This is a genomic window from Leifsonia shinshuensis, assembly GCF_013410375.1.
GTDB lineage: Bacteria > Actinomycetota > Actinomycetes > Actinomycetales > Microbacteriaceae > Leifsonia > Leifsonia shinshuensis.
In genome coordinates this window covers 2,319,529-2,335,992 of the sequence record NZ_JACCFL010000001.1, presented here as the reverse complement: position 1 = coordinate 2,335,992, position 16,464 = coordinate 2,319,529, and the positions used below count along the sequence as shown (strand labels likewise).

Below are 16,464 nucleotides of genomic sequence, written 5' to 3'. Positions count from 1 at the left end.
GGCGTCAGGAGGAGGTCACGGACCGGTAGATCGCGCGGGTCTGCTCCGCGATCGCCGTCCAGCTGAACTCCCGCTCGGCCCGCTCGCGACCGGCGGCGCCCATCCGGGCCGCGCGCTCCGGGTCGGAGACCACCTCGGTCAGGGCCGCGGCGAGGTCGCGGACGAACGCCTCCGGGTCGGTCGGCGTGCCCGTGCCGTCCTGCAGCTGCTGGATCGGCACCAGCCGGCCGGTCACGCCGTCGACGATGACCTCGGGGATCCCGCCCGTCGCGGTTCCGACGACCGGGAGGCCGCAGGCCATGGCCTCCAGGTTGACGATCCCGAGCGGTTCGTAGATCGAGGGGCAGACGAACACGGTGGAGGCCGTGAGGGCCGCGCGCAGCTCGTCGTTCGGGAGCAGGCGGTCGATCCACACGACGCCGTCGCGCTCGGCCTGCAGTCCCGCCACCAGCTCGGTCACCTCGGCGAGGATCTCCGGGGTGTCCGGGGCGCCGGCGCACAGGATGACCTGCACCTTCGGCGGCAGCATCCGGGCGGCGCGCAGGAGGTACGGCAGGCCCTTCTGCCGGGTGATCCGCCCCACGAAGATCACCGCGGGACGGTCCGGGTCGATGCCGAGCGCCCGCGCCTTGTCCGCGTCGTGCAGCGGCGTCCAGCGCTCCAGGTCGATGCCGTTGTAGACCACGGTGACCTTCTCCGGGTCCAGCGCCGGGTAGGAGGCGAGGATGTCGCGGCGCATGCCGTCGCTCACCGCGATGACCATGTCCGCCGCCTCGAACGCGGTCTTCTCGATCCAGCTCGAGACCCGGTAGCCGCCGCCGAGCTGCTCGGCCTTCCACGGCCGCAGCGGCTCCAGGCTGTGCGCGGTGACGACGTGCGGCACGCCGTGCAGGAGCTTGGCCAGGTGGCCGCCCGCGTTGGCGTACCAGGTGTGCGAGTGGACGACGTCCGCTCCCCCGCAGTCCTGCGCCATCTGCAGGTCGACGCCGAGCGTCGTGATGGATCCGTTGGCCGCCGCGAGCTCCGCCGGCACCCGGTACGCGAACGTGTCCGCCTCGTCCCTCGGCTCGCCGAAGCAGCGGACCAGCACCTCTGTGTCGGTCCTCAGCGCGCGGACCAGCTCGGTCACGTGCACCCCGGCGCCGCCGTAGATGTCCGGCGGGTACTCCTTGGTCAGAAGATCAACGCGCATGTCGAGAACGCTAGTACAGCCCCCCGGTTGCCTCTACTGTGGTGCCTATGGCAGCAGGCAAGAAGATCTTCGGCATCGTGCTCGCGGGCGGGGAGGGGAAGCGGTTGATGCCGTTGACCGCCGACCGCGCCAAGCCCGCGGTGCCGTTCGGCGGACAGTACCGGCTCATCGACTTCGCGCTGTCCAACCTGATCAACTCGCAGCTGCGCCAGGTCGTCGTGCTCACGCAGTACAAGTCGCACAGCCTCGACCGCCACGTCTCGCAGACCTGGCGGCTCGACGGCATGCTGAACTCCTACATCGCGTCCGTGCCCGCGCAGCAGCGCCTCGGCAAGCGCTGGTTCAGCGGCTCGGCCGACGCCATCCTGCAGAGCCTCAACCTTCTGCGCGACGAGCGGCCCGACATCGTCGTCGTCGTCGGCGCCGACCACGTCTACCGCATGGACTTCGGGCAGATGCTGCAGGCCCACATCGACTCCGGGGCGCCTGCGACGGTCGCCGCGATCCGCCAGCCGATCTCGCTCGCCGACCAGTTCGGCGTGATCGAGGTGGACGCGGACAGGCCGGACCGGATCGCCGCGTTCCGCGAGAAGCCGAAGGACCCGGTGGGCCTGCCGGACTCCCCCGACGAGGTGCTCGCCTCGATGGGCAACTACGTCTTCGACGCCGACGCGCTCATCGACGCGGTGATCCGCGACGGCGACCGCCCCGACTCCAACCACGACATGGGCGGCGACATCATCCCCGACTTCGTGTCGCGCAACGAGGCGGCGGTCTACGACTTCAACAACAACGACGTGCCCGGGTCCACCGACCGCGACCGGTACTACTGGCGGGACGTGGGGACGATCGACTCGTTCTTCGAGGCCCACCAGGACCTCATCTCGGCGCTGCCGGTCTTCAACCTCTACAACCGGGAGTGGCCGATCTTCAGCCAGGTGCTCAACTCGCCCCCGGCGAAGATCGTCCGGGACGGCCGAGGAGCCCTCGGCACGACCATCGACTCGATCGTCTCGCTGGGCTCGGTGATCTCCGGGTCGCACCTGGAGCGCAGCGTGCTCGGCCCGTGGGCCACCGTCGCCTCCGGCGCCAAGGTGGTCGACTCCGTCGTGTTCGAGCGCGCGGTCATCGAGCCGAACGCGTTCGTCGGCCGTGCGATCCTCGACAAGGACGTCGTCGTGGCCGAGGGCGCGCGGATCGGCGTCGACCCCGAGCGCGACCGCGCCCGCGGCTTCACCGTCACCGAGTCCGGGATCACCGTCGTCGGCAAGGGAGTGCACGTCGTCCCATGACGTCAGGACATCAACGCGAGGGCATCCGCCCCACCGAGCGGGCCGCCCGCTTCCTCGTCGTCCTCGACGCGGACTCCACGCTCATCCATGACGAGGTGATCGAGCTGCTCGCCGAGGAGGCCGGCTCGCGCACCGAGGTCGCCGACATCACCGAGCGGGCCATGCGCGGCGAGCTGGACTTCGAGGAGAGCCTGCGCGAGCGCGTCCGCACGCTGGCCGGCCTCCCGGTCTCGGTCTTCGAGCGCGTCGGTGAGCGCATCCGCGTCACCGACGGCGTCCCGGAGCTCGTCGCGGGCGTCCAGGCCGCAGGCGGCGAGGTGGGGGTCGTCTCCGGCGGCTTCCACGAGCTGCTTGACCCGCTCGGCGAGCGGCTCGGGCTCGACCACTGGCGCGCCAACCGGCTGGCCGTCTCGGACGGCGTCCTGACCGGCGAGGTGGACGGCCCCGTCGTAGACGCCGCCGCGAAAGCCCAGGCGCTGCTGTTCTGGGCCGCCGAGGCCGGCGTGCACCTGCGTCAGACCGTCGCGATCGGCGACGGCGCCAACGACCTCCGGATGATGGCGGAGGCCGGCCTCGCCGTCGCGTTCAACGCCAAGCCGCGGGTGCGCGCTGAGGCCGACCTGGTCATCGACCGGCAGGACCTGGCCCAGGTGCTGCCGCTCCTGGGCCTGCGGGGCTGACGGCCGCCGCTCAGTGCCCCATCCCGAGGCCGCCGTCGACCGGGATGACCGCGCCGGACACGTAGCCCGCGTCGTCGCCCGCGATCCAGGTGACGACGCGCGCCACCTCGTTCGGCGACGCGAAGCGGCCGGCCGGGATGTTCTTCTTGTACTCGGCCTGCTGCGCCTCCGGGAGGGCGGCGGTCATGTCGGTCTCGATGAAGCCGGGGGCGACGACGTTCGCGGTGATCCCGCGGGCGCCGAGCTCGCGCGTGATCGAGCGCGCCATGCCGACCAGCCCGGCCTTGCTGGCCGCGTAGTTGACCTGGCCTGCGGAACCGTACAGCCCCACGACGCTGGAGATCAGGACGATGCGGCCCCAGCGCGCCTTCAGCATCCCCTTGGACGCGCGCTTGACGACGCGGAACGCCCCGCCGAGGTTGGTCTCCACGACGGTGTCGAACTCCTCGTCGCTCATCCGCATCAGCAGCGTGTCCTTGGTGATGCCCGCGTTGGCCACGACCACCTCGACGGGGCCGAGTTCGGCCTCCACCTGGCTGAAGGCGGCGTCCACCGAGGCCGCGTCCGTGACGTCCGCACGCACCGTGAGCGCGCCGGCCGGACCCTCGCCCGAGCGCGCCGTCACCGCCACCCGGTGCCCCTGAGCGAGGAACTCCTCGGCGATCGCGTAGCCGATCCCCCGGTTCCCTCCGGTGACGAGCACAGTGCGCGGCGTGGTCATGCAGGATTCCTCTCGACGATTCGGTCCGTGGCGGACCCGTACCAGTTTATGGACGTACTCTGGAGTCAACGAACATGAAGCAGCCACGCCCGTCCATCACCAATCTCCCGCTCTCCCCGGACGAGGAGCGCAAGCGCCGGATGATCAAGTACTCCGTCGCCATGGGGATCCGCGTGGTGTGCCTGTTCGTGGCGATCATCGTCGGCTGGCCGTGGGGCGCGATCCCGCTCATCGCGGCGGTGTTCCTGCCGTACTTCGCGGTGGTGATCGCGAACGTCGGCGCCGAGCCGCATGAAGCGGAAGCACAGCGTCCAGGCAATATCCTTCCGATGGCGCCTCCGCCGATGGCGCCTCCGTCCGGGGGCCGCCGCGAGGACGCCGGCGCGCCGCCCGCGAGCGACCCGCGCGCCGACGGGAAGCGCCCGGATGAGGAGGACACGTGATCGGACTGGGCGAGCCAGAGCCGCTCACCTGCTCCCGCGCCGGCTGCCGTGCGACCGCCTCCTGGCGGATCGAGTGGCGGAACCCGCGCATCCACAGCGCCGACCGGGTGAAGGTGTGGCTGGCGTGCGGTGAGCACGTCGACTACCTGCGCGAGTTCCTCGCCGCGCGGGAGTTCCCCGTTGCGGTCGTCCCTGTCGAGAGGACGAGCGCGTGACCGCCGACGAGCCGGCGCCGGAGCAGAAGCCCGTCGGCTGGAGCTTCGCGTTCTCCCGCCGCTGGTTCGGCTACCTCGCCTTCGCGATCGTCTTCGCCATCGCCTGCGGCTTCCTGTCCAACTGGCAGCTGGCGCGCAGCAAGGAGGCCGCGGCCGCGAACGCGCTGATCTCCGCGAACTTCTACTCGCACCCGGTCCCGCTCCACCAGGAGCTCCCCTCGCTCACCGCCTACTCCCCCTCCCAGGAGTGGACGCGCGTGACCGTCACGGGCACCTACGAGAAGGACAAGGAGATCCTGGCGCGGAACCGCCCGTTCAACGGCAACCCGGGCTTCGAGGTCCTCACCCCGCTGCGCACCGCCGACGGGTCGCTCTTCATCGTGGACCGCGGCTGGGTGCCCACCGGCAACAACACCGACTCCCCCGACCACATCCCGCCCGCGCCCTCCGGAACGGTGACGGTGATCGCCCGGCTCAAGGCCAGCGAGCCGGCCATCCAGGGCCGCACCGGCGTGGGGATGCAGGTGGGGACGATCCAGCTGTCCGTCGTCAAGCAGAAGCTCGACGGCGCGGACGTCTACACCGGCGCGTACGGGCTCCTCGCCTCGCAGAAGCCGAGCCCGGCGAGCGCACCGACGCCGACCGTGACCGACCCGCCGACCCAGGACGAGGGCCTGCACTGGTCGTACATGATCCAGTGGATCATCTTCGCCCTGATCGGCTTCTTCGGTCTCGGCTACGCTCTGCGCACCGAGTACCGCAAGCGCAACGAGCACGATCCCGCCGAGCAGGCCCGCGCGGCCGAGCGGGCCCGCCGCCGGGCGCTCAAGCGCAGCGACGCCGACGTCGAGGACGAGCTGCTCGACGCACGCTAGGCCTGACATTCGTCACGAATCGCGACTCTGAGCGCGTCAGAGCCGCGATTCGTGCCGAATGTCGCGGCTAGGCCAGCGAGATCAGGTCGAGGTAGTCGCGGTTCCAGTGGTCCTCGACGCCGTCGGGGAGGATGAGGACGCGCTCGGGGTTGAGCGCCTCCACGGCGCCCTCGTCGTGGCTGACCAGCACGACGGCGCCCTCGTAGTGCGCGAGTGCGTCGAGGATCTCCTCGCGGCTGGCCGGGTCGAGGTTGTTGGTCGGCTCGTCCAGCAGCAGGACGTTCGCGCCGGAGACGACGATCATCGCCAGCGCGAGCCGGGTCTTCTCACCGCCGGAGAGCACTCCGGCCGGCTTGTGCGCGTCGTCGCCGGTGAACAGGAACGAGCCGAGCACCTTGCGCGCCTCGGTCTCGGTCAGGTTCGGTGACGACGACACCATGTTCTGCAGCACGGAGCGCTCGACGTCGATGGTCTCGTGCTCCTGGGCGTAGTAGCCGATCCGGAGGCCGTGGCCCGGCTCCACCATGCCGGTGTCGGGCTTGTCCACGCCCGCGAGCATCCGCAGCAGCGTGGTCTTGCCGGCGCCGTTCAGGCCGAGGACGACGACCTTGGACCCGCGGTCGATCGCGAGGTCGACGGCGGTGAAGATCTCCAGCGAACCGTAGCTCTTGGACAGGTCGGAGGCCGCCAGCGGCGTCCTGCCGCACGCCGCCGGGGTCGGGAAGCGCAGCTTGGCCACCCGGTCCACCTGGCGCACCTCGTCCAGCCCGGCGAGCAGCTTCTCCGCGCGGGCGACCATCTGGTGCGCGGCCGCGGCCTTGGTGGCCTTCGCGCCGAACTTGGCGGCCTGCAGCTGGAGGGCGCTGGCCTTCTTCTCGGCGTTGGCGCGCTCCTTCTTGCGGCGCTCCTCGTCCGCGGCGCGCTGGCGCTGGTAGTTCTTCCAGCCCATGTTGTAGATGTCGATGACCTGGCGGTTGGCGTCCAGGTAGAAGACGCGGTTGACGGTCTCGCCGACCAGCTCCACATCGTGCGAGATCACGATGAAGCCGCCGGAGTAGTTCTTGAGGAAGTCCCGCAGCCAGACGATCGAGTCGGCGTCGAGGTGGTTCGTCGGCTCGTCGAGGATCATCGTGCGCGCGTCGGAGAACAGGATGCGCGCCAGCTCGATCCGGCGGCGCTGACCGCCCGAGAGGGTCTTCAGCGGCTGGTCGAGGATGCGGTCCGGCAGGTTGAGGTTGGACGCGATGGACGCCGCCTCCGCCTCGGCGGCGTACCCGCCGTGCATGTGGAACTGCTCCTCCAGCCGGCCGTACTTCTTCATGGCCGCCGCGGAGACCTCGGCGTCGTCGCTCGCCATGTCGTGCGTGGCCTGCTGCATGCCGAGGACGATCGAGCCGAGGCCCCGGGCGTCGAGGATGCGCGTGCGCGCGAGGTCTTCGAGGTTGCCGGAGCGCGGGTCCTGCGGGAGGTAGCCGAGCTCGCCGGAGCGGTCGACCTTGCCCGCGGTCGGCAGGAGGTCGCCGGCGAGCACCTTGGTCAGGGTGGTCTTGCCGGCGCCGTTGCGGCCGACCAGCCCGATCTTGTCGCCGTCGGCCACGCGGAAGCTGACGTCCTCCATCAGCAGGCGCGCTCCCACACGCAGTTCAAGATCGTGCACGGCAAGCACAGTGGTGGTCCTTACGTTCAGAAGCCATCCGTTCCGGAGTTCTGCACGCGACACGCCGAGGCGACGCGTACGTTTCTCCGGAACGGATGGCGGGGGGTTGGGGGTGTGCGGGAAGTCAGATGGCGAAGCCGAGGGCTCGCATCATGTCGCGGCCGTCGTCGGTGATCCGCTCGGGGCCCCACGGCGGCATCCACACCCAGTTGATGCGGAACGCCTCCACGATGCCGTCGAGGCTCTCGGCGGTCTGCTCCTCGAGCACGTCGGTGAGCGGGCAGCCGGCGCTCGTGAGCGTCATCGAGATGATGAGGGCGTTGTTCTCCTCGTCCCAGGCCAGGTCGTAGATGAGGCCCAGGTCGACGACATTGATCCCGAGCTCCGGGTCCATGACGTTCTTCAGCGCCTCTTCGACCTGGTCGAAGAGCGCCGGGCTCAGCGTGGCGGGCATGATCGGATTCTACCCTGCGGTCCTCAGGCCTCGGCCAGTTCGGCCGCGGCGGCGGACGCGGACTCGGGGGCGTCGACGAAGCGGTCGTAGCCCTCCTCCTCCAGGCGGTCGGCGAGCTCGGGGCCGCCCTCCTCGGCCACGCGGCCGGCGACGAAGACGTGCACGAAGTCCGGCTTGATGTAGCGGAGGATGCGCGTGTAGTGGGTGATCAGCAGGATGCCGAGGCCGGTGTTGGCCTTGGCCCGGTTGACGCCCTCCGAGACGACCTTGAGCGCGTCGACGTCGAGGCCGGAGTCGGTCTCGTCCAGAACCGCGAACTTCGGCTTGAGCAGCTCGAGCTGCAGGATCTCGTTGCGCTTCTTCTCGCCGCCCGAGAAGCCCTCGTTGACGTTGCGCTCGGCGAACGAGGAGTCCATCCGGAGCTGGCCCATCGTCTCGCGGACGTCCTTCACCCAGGTGCGGATGGCGGGCGCCTGGCCGTCGATCGCGGTCTTGGCGGTGCGGAGGAAGTTGGTGTTGGTCACGCCGGGGATCTCGACCGGGTACTGCATCGCGAGGAAGAGGCCGGCGCGGGCGCGCTCGTCGACGGTCATCGCGAGGACGTCCTCGCCGTCGAGCGTGATGGTGCCGCCGGTGACCGTGTACTTCGGGTGGCCGGCGATCGTGTACGCGAGGGTGGACTTGCCCGAGCCGTTGGGGCCCATGATGGCGTGGATCTCACCCTCGCGGATGGTCAGGTCGACACCGTTGAGGATGGGCTTGGTGCCCTGGTCCGTCTCGACGGTGACGTGCAGGTCGCGGATCTCGAGGACTGACATGTTCTTAGTGAATCTCTTTCGTGACGGTCGGGTCGATGTAGACGTCTCCGTCGATGACCTCGACCTGGAAGACGGGGACCGGCTCGTAGGCCGGCAGGTTGAGCGGCTTGCCCGTGAGGAGCGAGAACTGGGAGCCGTGCGCCCAGCACTCCAGCGTCTCGCCCTCGATGAAGCCCTCGGCGAGGGAGATCTCGCCGTGCGTGCAGGTGTCGCCGATAGCGTGGATGTCGCCGGCGGAGTCCTTGACGATCGCGATCGGGACGCCGTCCACGACCACGCGGGTGGCCTGGTTCTCGACCAGCTCGGCCACCGAGGCGACGCGGGAGCCCGCCATCAGCTCGCCGCCGTGACGGACACCGCGAGCTCGGCCTCGATCGCGGACTGCAGGCGCTCCTGGAGCGCGGGCGAGCCGATCTGCTGGACGATCTCGAACAGGAAGCCGCGGACGACCAGGCGGCGCGCCTCGTCCTCCGGGATGCCGCGCGACTGCAGGTAGAAGAGCTGCTCGTCGTCGAAGCGTCCGGTGGCGCTGGCGTGGCCGGCGCCGACGATGTCGCCCGTCTCGATCTCGAGGTTGGGCACCGAGTCGGCGCGGGCGCCGTCGGTGAGCACCAGGTTGCGGTTCTGCTCGTAGGTGTCGGTTCCGACGGCCTTCGGGCCGATCAGAACGTCGCCGATCCACACCGTGCGCGCGCCCTCGCCCTGCAGCGCGCCCTTGTAGGTGACGCGGCTGCGGGTCTCCGGGCCGTCGTGGTGGACGTAGACCTGCTGCTCCAGGTGCTGCGAGGCGTCGGCGAAGTACGCGCCGAGCAGCTCGGCGTCGGCCCGGGCGCCGGCCAGGTGCGCCGACGGGTTGAGCCGGACGACGCCGCCGCCGAGCGTGACGGCGACGTGCTTGATGCGCGCGCCCTCGGCCAGTTCGGCGAAGTGCGCCGCGACGTGCAGCGCGTCGTCGTCCCACTCCTGCACCGAGACGACGGTGAGGTTCGCGTTCGCGCCGAGCAGGAACTCGACGTTCTCGGTCAGGTGCGCCGGACCGCTGTTCTGCAGGATGAGCGTGGCGTGGGCGCCGGGGGCGACCTCCACGACGGTGTGCGCCGCACGGGCGGGACCGCCGAGCGCAGCGCGCGTGAGGGTGGCCTCCTTGACGTCGTCGCCGGAGACGGACACGAGCAGCGCCTGCTCGAAGTTCGTCCAGGCGTTCGCCGAGGCGCGGTCCTCCGGGATGCCGGCGGCGCCGATGCGGGCGTCGTCGCGGGCGATCCACGAGGCCGTCACGCCGGGAGCCGGGGTGAGGTCGAAGACGTACGGCGAGCCGTCCAGCTCGCCCGAGATGAGCTCGGCGAGGCGGGCGACCGGGGTGTGCTTCCACATGACCTCGCGGCCGGTCACGTCCGGGAAGTCCGCGACCTGGGTGGAGGTGAACCGCTCGGAGCGGGTCTGCACCGGGACGGGCGCGCGCATGTGCGTAGGAGCCGGCGCGGGCGAGTCCTGGGTCTGCGTCGGTGTGCTGGGGGTCGTCATATCAGCCGACAGAGCCTTCCATGCCCATCTCGATGAGCTTGTTGAGTTCGAGTGCGTATTCCATCGGGAGCTCGCGAGCGATCGGCTCGATGAAGCCGCGGACGATCATCGCCATGGCCTCGTCCTCCGGGAGCCCCCGGGACATCAGGTAGAACAGCTGCTCCTCGCTCACGCGGGAGACCGTGGCCTCGTGGCCGAGCTGCACGTCGTCGACGCGGATGTCGATCGCCGGGTACGTGTCGGACCGGGAGATCGTGTCGACCAGCAGGGCGTCGCAGCGCACGGTGTTGGCGGCGTGGTGCGCGTTGGCGTCCACCCGGACCTCGCCGCGGTAGCCGGCACGGCCTCCGCCGCGGGCGATCGACTTGGAGACGATCGAGGACTGCGTGTACGGCGCCATGTGGATCATCTTCGCGCCGGCATCCTGGTGCTGGCCGGGGCCCGCGAAGGCGACCGAGAGGGTCTCGCCCTTGGCGTGCTCCCCCATCAGGTAGATCGACGGGTACTTCATCGTCACCTTGGAGCCGATGTTGCCGTCGATCCACTCCATCGTCGCGCCCTCGGCGGCCGTGGCGCGCTTGGTGACGAGGTTGTAGACGTTGTTCGACCAGTTCTGGATCGTCGTGTAGCGCACGCGGGCGTTCTTCTTGACGATGATCTCGACGACCGCGGAGTGCAGCGAGTCGGACTTGTAGATCGGGGCCGTGCAGCCCTCGATGTAATGCACGTAGCTGCCCTCGTCGGCGATGATCAGCGTGCGCTCGAACTGGCCCATGTTCTCCGTGTTGATCCGGAAGTACGCCTGCAGCGGGATCTCGACGTGGACGCCCTTGGGCACGTACACGAAGGAGCCGCCGGACCAGACGGCCGTGTTGAGCGCGGCGAACTTGTTGTCACCGGCCGGGATGACCGTGCCGAAGTACTCCTGGAAGATCTCCGGGTGCTCGCGCAGAGCGGTGTCGGTGTCGAGGAAGATGACACCCTGCTCCTCCAGGTCCTCGCGGATCTGGTGGTAGACGACCTCGGACTCGTACTGCGCGGCGACACCGGCGACGAGGCGCTGGCGCTCGGCCTCGGGGATGCCGAGCTTCTCGTAGGTGTTGCGGATATCCTCGGGCAGGTCCTCCCAGCTCTGGGCCTGCTTCTCCGTGGAGCGGACGAAGTACTTGATGTTGTCGAAGTCGATCTCGGAGAGATCGGCGCCCCAGGTCGGCATCGGCTTGCGCTCGAAGAGCTGGAGGGCCTTGAGGCGGCGCTGCAGCATCCACTCGGGCTCGTTCTTGAGATGGGAGATGTCGGTCACCACCTCGGGGCCGAGCCCTCGACGCGCGGACGCTCCCGCCGCGTCGGAGTCCGCCCAGCCGAACTCGTACTGCCCGAGGCTCGCGAGTTCCGGCCGGTCGATCAGGATGTCTGACATATCTACCTCGTTTCCTACCACTCTCAACCGGATATCAGTCCGGCTCATTCCTCCCCCGGCGTGCTTCTGCCGTGCGCCGGGAGCGTCCTGATTGTGCGGGTGGCTTCGTTGCGTGCTGCAGATGCTGCATATCGGTTCAGCACCTACCTAGACTGATCGAGGACACGGGCGACAGCGCCCCGGCCGCAGGCGAGGAAACGCCTGCGAGCACGCGCAGGGTCGCGCGTTTCTCGAACCCACCAATTCTACAGGTGCGAAGCGGTAATAGTAGAGGCGCGCCTGCACGTTGGCCGAGTATCGATCAGATCTGAGGAACCCAGGAACTTATGAAGCGCATCATCGCGTGGCTGCCCGACCGTGTCGATCGACGCACGAAGGTGGTCGCCTGGCTCTACCTCGCGGCTCAGATCCTGCTCGTGACCACCGGCGGCGCCGTCCGGCTCACCTCCAGCGGCCTCGGCTGCCCGACCTGGCCCAAGTGCACGGCCGACTCGTTCGTGAACACGCCGGAGATGGGCATCCACGGCGTGATCGAGTTCGGCAACCGGATGCTCGGCGGCGTGCTCGCGATCCTCGCGATCCTCGCGTTCCTGATGGTCGTCAAGCTGCTCCGCTCCCGGCGCGACCTGTTCTGGCTTGCGTTCGTCGCCGGCCTCGGCGTGCCCTTCCAGGCCGTCCTCGGCGGCATCACGGTGCTCACCGGCCTCACCTGGTGGGTGGTCGGCCTGCACTTCGTCACCTCCATCGTCCTGGTCGTCCTGACGACCGTCCTGCTGGTGCGGGTGTACGCCGTCCCTGGGCCCCGCGTCCGCGCGGTCCCCGGCTGGTATGCGGCGGTCGCCTACGTCACGAGCGCCGTCGTGGGCGTGACGATCCTCTTCGGGATCGTCACCACCGGCACCGGCCCGCACGCGGGCGACGCCAAGACCCCGCGCACCGGCCTGAACCCGGAGCTCATCGAGCACGTCCACGCGATCCCGGCCTACGCGACGTTCGCCCTGACGCTGGTCCTCGTGGTCGGCGCCTGGCGGATCACCGGGACGCCGGTGCGCCGCTTCACGCTCCTTCTGCTCGGCGTCGAGCTCGTGCAGATCGCCGTGGGGCTCATCCAGTCGAACACCGGCCTGCCCGGGGTCCTCGTCGGCATCCACATGACGCTGGCGGCCACGCTCGCCGCGATGATGACCGCGGTGGTCATGTCGCTCACGGCCGCCCGGCGGCCCGCGACGGTCGAGGCCGGCTCAGCCGCGGAGGCCGTCTCGGCGTAGCTCGCCGGTCAGCGCCTCGCGCTGTTCGCCGCGGAAGTCCACCAGGTGCGGGCGCACGCCCCTGAAGTCGAAGCCGACCGCCTCGGCGACGCGTCTGCTCGCCTCGTTGCCCGGCAGGTACTCCCAGTGCAGCCGCTCGAAGCCCATCCCGTCCGGCGCGACGGCGTGGGCGCAGACGGCGCCGAGCGCCTCGGACATCACTCCCTCGCGCCGCGCCGAGGGCGTCAGCCAGCAGCCGAGCGAGGCAGACCCCGGCGCCTCGTCGCGACGCACCTCCACGGCCCCGACGAGCGGGAGCGCGTCGCCCTCGCGGATCGCCCAGACGGTGTACTGCCCGCTCGCCAGCCCGTGCGGGCAGTAGGAGCGCACGAAGTACTCCGCGCTCTCGCGCGTGTACGGCTCGGGCAGCGGGATCCAGCGCAGGGTCTCCGGATCGCTGCAGGCTTCGAGCACGGCCGGGACGTCGCTCTCCAGCGGCTCGTCGAGGACGAGCCGGGCCGTCCTCAGCGCCTGCACGTCAGAACGGTAGCAGCGGATCGATCGCGACGGCGAGGAAGATGAGCGTCAGGTAGGCGATCGAGCCGTGGAACACCCGCATCGGCGAGACGTGTTCGTGCCGGATGGCGAGGTTGTAGAGGCGGTGCGACTCGTACAGGAACCAGCCGCCGGCGCCCAGCGAGACCACCGTGTAGAGCAGCCCCATGTGCCCCACCGGGATGAGCAGCAGCGAACAGGCGACCATCGCCCACGCGTAGAGGATGACCTGCAGGCCGACCACCGTGCGGCCGCGGACCACCGCGAGCATGGGGACGCCGGCCTCCTTGTAGTCCTCGCGGTACTTCATCGACAGCGGCCAGTAGTGCGGCGGCGTCCACAGGAAGATGATCCCGAACAGGATGACGGGCGCCCAGGCGAGCGAGCCGGTCACGGCGGCCCAGCCGATGAGCACGGGCATGCAGCCGGCCACGCCGCCCCAGACGATGTTCTGGGCGGTGCGGCGCTTGAGGATGAGCGTGTAGAAGACCACGTATAGCAGGATCGCCGCCACGGACAGCGCGGCCGCGAGCCAGTTGGTGAAGAAGCCGAGCACCAGCACGGACGCGATGCCGAGCACCCAGGCGAATACGAGCGCCTCGCGGTCGCTCAGCTCGCCGGTGACCAGCGGCCGGTTCTTGGTGCGGCGCATCACGCGGTCGATGTCGCGGTCGATGTAGCAGTTGAACGCGCCGGCGGAGCCCGCCGACATGTAGCCGCCGACCACCGTGGCCAGCACCAGCCAGAGGTTCGGGATGCCGCGCGCGGCGAGGATCATCGTGGGGACGGTCGTGACCAGCAGCAGTTCGACCACGCGCGGCTTGGTGAGGGCGAGGTACGCCTTCGCCTTGCGCGCGACGCCGATGCGGTCCGCCGGTTCGACACGGCTCTCTACAGCGACGTCCATTGCTCCTCGGTAGTACTGGGTTAAAGCGGCCCCGGGACGCCGGTCTCACGGAGTGTCCCGGCGACTGTGCGGATTGTTACAGACCTCGACCAGTCTACGACACCGGTGCAGTTCCGCAGTCTTCCGCGGCGGTGCGCAGGGTGGTAGCGCACGGACCTGCGGGAAGACCCCGTGTTTCGTGCGCGTTACCTATACTTGGAGGTGCTCGCCAGCCGGTGCCCCTTCCCACGGACCTCGATTTGTAGGACTGTGACGGAGAAGCGCCACCGGCGCCGATGACGTCCACGGCGCGCACTACCTCAACCGGTGCGGGTTACACGACGACCCTCACCACCTCTAGGAAGGGTCAGTTTTCACGTGGCAGCTCTGCAGTGGGATCCCATTGACAACAAGGCAGTCGACACGGTGCGCGTCCTCGCGGCCGACGCGGTGGAGAAAGTGGGCAACGGGCATCCCGGCACCGCGATGAGCCTCGCCCCCGCCGCGTACCTGCTCTTCCAGAAGGTGATGCGCCGCGACCCGCACGACGAGCACTGGCTCGGCCGCGACCGCTTCATCCTGTCCGCAGGCCACAGCTCGCTGACCCAGTACATCCAGCTCTACCTCGGCGGCTACGGCCTCGAGCTCGACGACCTCAAGGCGCTCCGCACCTGGGGCTCGCTCACCCCCGGCCACCCGGAGTACCGCCACACCAAGGGCGTCGAGATCACCACCGGCCCGCTCGGCCAGGGCATCTCCTCCTCGGTCGGCTTCGCCTACGCGCAGCGCTTCGAGCGCGGCCTGTTCGACCCGGACGCCGCCCCGGGCACCAGCCCGTTCGACCACTTCGTCTACGTGATCGCCAGCGACGGCGACCTGGAGGAGGGCGTCAGCTCGGAGGCCTCGAGCCTCGCCGGCCACCAGCAGCTCGGCAACCTGATCGCCATCTACGACGCCAACCAGATCTCGATCGAGGACGACACGAACATCGCCTTCACCGAGGACGTCAAGGCCCGCTACGAGGCCTACCACTGGCACGTGCAGGTGGTCGACTGGAAGAAGACCGGCGTCTACGAGGAGGACGTGCAGGAGCTGCACCAGGCCATCCTGAACGCCCAGGCCGTCACCGACAAGCCGTCGCTGATCGTCCTGAAGACCATCATCGGCTGGCCGGCCCCCAAGAAGCAGAACACCGGCAAGATCCACGGCTCCGCGCTCGGCGCCGACGAGCTGCGCGCCGTCAAGGAGGTGCTCGGCTTCGACCCCGACCAGACCTTCGAGGTCGCCGAGGACGTCATCGACCACACCCGCAAGGCCGTCGAGCGCGGCGCCCAGGAGCACGCCGAGTGGCAGAAGGGCTTCGACGCCTGGGCCGCGGCGAACCCGGAGCGCAAGGAGCTCCTGGACCGCCTGCTCGCCGGCGACGTGCCCGCGGGCTTCGAGGAGGCCCTCCCGGTCTTCGAGGCCGGCAAGGACGTGTCGACCCGCGCGGCCAGCGGCAAGGTCCTCAACGCCATCGCGGGCGTCATGCCCGAGCTGTGGGGCGGCTCGGCCGACCTCGCCGAGTCGAACAACACCACCATCGAGGGCGCCGCGTCGTTCGTGCCCGCCGAGCACTCGACCCACGAGTGGACCGGCAACCCGTACGGCCGCGTGCTGCACTTCGGCATCCGCGAGCACGCGATGGCCGCGATCCTCAACGGCATCGTGCTGCACGGCCCGACCCGGCCATTCGGCGGCACGTTCCTGATCTTCAGCGACTACCAGCGCCCGGCGATCCGCCTGGCCGCGCTCATGCAGGTGCCGTCGATCTTCGTCTGGACGCACGACTCCGTCGCCCTCGGCGAGGACGGCCCGACGCACCAGCCGATCGAGCAGCTGTCGACCCTCCGCGCCATCCCGCACCTCGACGTCGTCCGCCCGGGCGACGCCAACGAGGTCGCGTACGCCTGGAAGACCATCCTGGAGCGCCGCGGCGGCCCCGCCGGCATCGCGCTGACCCGCCAGAACATCCCGGTGTTCGAGCGCGGAGACGGCGAGGCCTCCGGCGACACGCTCGCCTCGGCGGCCAACGTCGCCAAGGGCGCGTACATCCTGGCCGAGGCCCCGGGCGGCACCCCCGACGTGCTGTTCATCGCCACCGGCTCCGAGGTGCAGATCGCGCTCGAGGCCCGCGAGGTGCTGCGCGGCGAGGGCATCAACGCCCGCGTCGTCTCGGCCCCCTGCCTCGAGTGGTTCTCCGAGCAGGACGCCGCCTACCAGGAGAAGGTCCTCCCCGCCGCCCTCAAGGCCCGCGTCTCGATCGAGGCCGGCCTGGCGCTCGCCTGGAACAAGATCGTCGGCGACCACGGCCGCAGCGTCTCGATCGAGCACTTCGGCGCCTCGGCCGACTACAAGACGCTGTTCCGCGAGTTCGGCATGACCACCGAGCACGCCGTCGCCGCAGCCAAGGAATCGCTCGCGTCGCTCTGAGCGCGGGCACGGA

At 69.8% G+C, this 16,464-nt stretch carries 17 protein-coding genes; 7 read left to right on the top strand and 10 right to left on the bottom strand.

The features are described from left to right. Nucleotides 1–4 precede the first annotated feature (4 nt). Nucleotides 5–1,192 carry a glycogen synthase gene (glgA, locus tag HNR13_RS11350; protein WP_179605854.1) on the bottom strand — a complete coding sequence of 396 codons (1,188 nt, stop codon included), beginning with the start codon at nucleotides 1,190–1,192 and terminating at the stop codon, nucleotides 5–7. 47 nt (nucleotides 1,193–1,239) lie between these two features. Between glgA and glgC the strand changes: the two genes are divergently transcribed. After that, nucleotides 1,240–2,484, top strand: coding sequence for a glucose-1-phosphate adenylyltransferase (gene glgC / locus HNR13_RS11345; RefSeq protein WP_179605853.1), 1,245 nt, complete (start codon nucleotides 1,240–1,242; stop codon nucleotides 2,482–2,484). After that, the gene (gene serB / locus HNR13_RS11340; RefSeq protein ID WP_179605852.1) at nucleotides 2,481–3,164 is read left to right on the top strand and encodes a phosphoserine phosphatase SerB; all 684 of its coding nucleotides are present in this window, start codon (nucleotides 2,481–2,483) and stop codon (nucleotides 3,162–3,164) included. The genes glgC and serB overlap by 4 nt, the downstream gene beginning before the upstream one ends. Before the next feature lie 10 nt (nucleotides 3,165–3,174). Here serB and fabG read toward each other — a convergent pair whose 3' ends face one another. Further along, the gene (gene fabG, locus HNR13_RS11335) at nucleotides 3,175–3,885 is read right to left on the bottom strand and encodes a 3-oxoacyl-ACP reductase FabG (protein ID WP_179605851.1); all 711 of its coding nucleotides are present in this window, start codon (nucleotides 3,883–3,885) and stop codon (nucleotides 3,175–3,177) included. 74 nt (nucleotides 3,886–3,959) lie between these two features. Between fabG and HNR13_RS11330 the strand changes: the two genes are divergently transcribed. The 3 genes from HNR13_RS11330 to HNR13_RS11320 are packed head-to-tail and all read left to right on the top strand — an operon-like array spanning nucleotide 3,960 to nucleotide 5,418. Further along, nucleotides 3,960–4,328, top strand: coding sequence for a DUF3099 domain-containing protein (locus tag HNR13_RS11330; RefSeq protein WP_179605850.1), 369 nt, complete (start codon nucleotides 3,960–3,962; stop codon nucleotides 4,326–4,328). Next, nucleotides 4,325–4,543 carry a hypothetical protein gene (locus HNR13_RS11325; protein ID WP_179605849.1) on the top strand — a complete coding sequence of 73 codons (219 nt, stop codon included), beginning with the start codon at nucleotides 4,325–4,327 and terminating at the stop codon, nucleotides 4,541–4,543. The genes HNR13_RS11330 and HNR13_RS11325 overlap by 4 nt, the downstream gene beginning before the upstream one ends. Next, entirely contained in the window at nucleotides 4,540–5,418 is an 879-nt protein-coding gene (locus HNR13_RS11320) for an SURF1 family cytochrome oxidase biogenesis protein (RefSeq protein ID WP_179605848.1), read from the top strand. The genes HNR13_RS11325 and HNR13_RS11320 overlap by 4 nt, the downstream gene beginning before the upstream one ends. A 67-nt stretch (nucleotides 5,419–5,485) precedes the next feature. Here the strand turns inward: HNR13_RS11320 and HNR13_RS11315 are convergent, their stop codons facing one another. The 6 genes from HNR13_RS11315 to sufB form a co-directional block, all read right to left on the bottom strand. Next, nucleotides 5,486–7,084 carry an ATP-binding cassette domain-containing protein gene (locus HNR13_RS11315; RefSeq protein WP_179605847.1) on the bottom strand — a complete coding sequence of 533 codons (1,599 nt, stop codon included), beginning with the start codon at nucleotides 7,082–7,084 and terminating at the stop codon, nucleotides 5,486–5,488. A 115-nt stretch (nucleotides 7,085–7,199) separates the two neighbouring features. Beyond that, nucleotides 7,200–7,529: a metal-sulfur cluster assembly factor gene (locus HNR13_RS11310; RefSeq protein ID WP_179605846.1), complete on the bottom strand. Its 330-nt coding sequence runs from the start codon at nucleotides 7,527–7,529 to the stop codon at nucleotides 7,200–7,202. A gap of 23 nt (nucleotides 7,530–7,552) precedes the next feature. Continuing rightward, entirely contained in the window at nucleotides 7,553–8,347 is a 795-nt protein-coding gene (sufC, locus tag HNR13_RS11305; RefSeq protein ID WP_179605845.1) for a Fe-S cluster assembly ATPase SufC, read from the bottom strand. Nucleotides 8,348–8,351: 4 nt separating this feature from the next. Further along, nucleotides 8,352–8,681, bottom strand: a complete 330-nt coding sequence (locus HNR13_RS11300) for a non-heme iron oxygenase ferredoxin subunit (RefSeq protein ID WP_179605844.1) — start codon at nucleotides 8,679–8,681, stop codon at nucleotides 8,352–8,354. Next, nucleotides 8,681–9,871: a Fe-S cluster assembly protein SufD gene (sufD, locus tag HNR13_RS11295; RefSeq protein ID WP_179605843.1), complete on the bottom strand. Its 1,191-nt coding sequence runs from the start codon at nucleotides 9,869–9,871 to the stop codon at nucleotides 8,681–8,683. The genes HNR13_RS11300 and sufD overlap by 1 nt, the downstream gene beginning before the upstream one ends. Before the next feature lies 1 nt (nucleotide 9,872). Beyond that, nucleotides 9,873–11,291 carry a Fe-S cluster assembly protein SufB gene (gene sufB / locus HNR13_RS11290; RefSeq protein WP_179605842.1) on the bottom strand — a complete coding sequence of 473 codons (1,419 nt, stop codon included), beginning with the start codon at nucleotides 11,289–11,291 and terminating at the stop codon, nucleotides 9,873–9,875. Between the two features lie 326 nt (nucleotides 11,292–11,617). Here sufB and HNR13_RS11285 point away from each other — a divergent pair, with 326 nt between their 5' ends. Continuing rightward, nucleotides 11,618–12,559, top strand: coding sequence for a COX15/CtaA family protein (locus tag HNR13_RS11285; RefSeq protein WP_179605841.1), 942 nt, complete (start codon nucleotides 11,618–11,620; stop codon nucleotides 12,557–12,559). Here the strand turns inward: HNR13_RS11285 and HNR13_RS11280 are convergent. Both HNR13_RS11280 and HNR13_RS11275 read right to left on the bottom strand, forming a co-directional pair. Further along, nucleotides 12,533–13,075, bottom strand: a complete 543-nt coding sequence (locus tag HNR13_RS11280; RefSeq protein WP_179605840.1) for a GNAT family N-acetyltransferase — start codon at nucleotides 13,073–13,075, stop codon at nucleotides 12,533–12,535. The genes HNR13_RS11285 and HNR13_RS11280 overlap by 27 nt on opposite strands. Nucleotide 13,076: 1 nt before the next feature. Continuing rightward, nucleotides 13,077–14,000 (bottom strand): heme o synthase, encoded by a 924-nt coding sequence (locus tag HNR13_RS11275; protein WP_179605839.1) that lies wholly within the window; start codon nucleotides 13,998–14,000, stop codon nucleotides 13,077–13,079. Between the two features lie 357 nt (nucleotides 14,001–14,357). Here HNR13_RS11275 and tkt point away from each other — a divergent pair, with 357 nt between their 5' ends. Continuing rightward, nucleotides 14,358–16,451, top strand: coding sequence for a transketolase (gene tkt, locus HNR13_RS11270; RefSeq protein WP_179605838.1), 2,094 nt, complete (start codon nucleotides 14,358–14,360; stop codon nucleotides 16,449–16,451). The last annotated feature ends 13 nt before the right edge of the window (nucleotides 16,452–16,464 follow it).

Coding starts and splice junctions, on each gene's coding strand:
- HNR13_RS11275 (WP_179605839.1), bottom strand. CDS start 14,000: ATGGACGTCGCTGTAGAGAGCCGTGTCGAACCGGCGGACCGCATCGGC.
- HNR13_RS11300 (WP_179605844.1), bottom strand. CDS start 8,681: ATGGCGGGCTCCCGCGTCGCCTCGGTGGCCGAGCTGGTCGAGAACCAG.
- HNR13_RS11330 (WP_179605850.1), top strand. CDS start 3,960: ATGAAGCAGCCACGCCCGTCCATCACCAATCTCCCGCTCTCCCCGGAC.
- sufD (WP_179605843.1), bottom strand. CDS start 9,871: ATGACGACCCCCAGCACACCGACGCAGACCCAGGACTCGCCCGCGCCG.
- HNR13_RS11285 (WP_179605841.1), top strand. CDS start 11,618: ATGAAGCGCATCATCGCGTGGCTGCCCGACCGTGTCGATCGACGCACG.
- glgC (WP_179605853.1), top strand. CDS start 1,240: ATGGCAGCAGGCAAGAAGATCTTCGGCATCGTGCTCGCGGGCGGGGAG.
- HNR13_RS11310 (WP_179605846.1), bottom strand. CDS start 7,529: ATGCCCGCCACGCTGAGCCCGGCGCTCTTCGACCAGGTCGAAGAGGCG.
- serB (WP_179605852.1), top strand. CDS start 2,481: ATGACGTCAGGACATCAACGCGAGGGCATCCGCCCCACCGAGCGGGCC.
- sufB (WP_179605842.1), bottom strand. CDS start 11,291: ATGTCAGACATCCTGATCGACCGGCCGGAACTCGCGAGCCTCGGGCAG.
- glgA (WP_179605854.1), bottom strand. CDS start 1,192: ATGCGCGTTGATCTTCTGACCAAGGAGTACCCGCCGGACATCTACGGC.
- sufC (WP_179605845.1), bottom strand. CDS start 8,347: ATGTCAGTCCTCGAGATCCGCGACCTGCACGTCACCGTCGAGACGGAC.
- fabG (WP_179605851.1), bottom strand. CDS start 3,885: ATGACCACGCCGCGCACTGTGCTCGTCACCGGAGGGAACCGGGGGATC.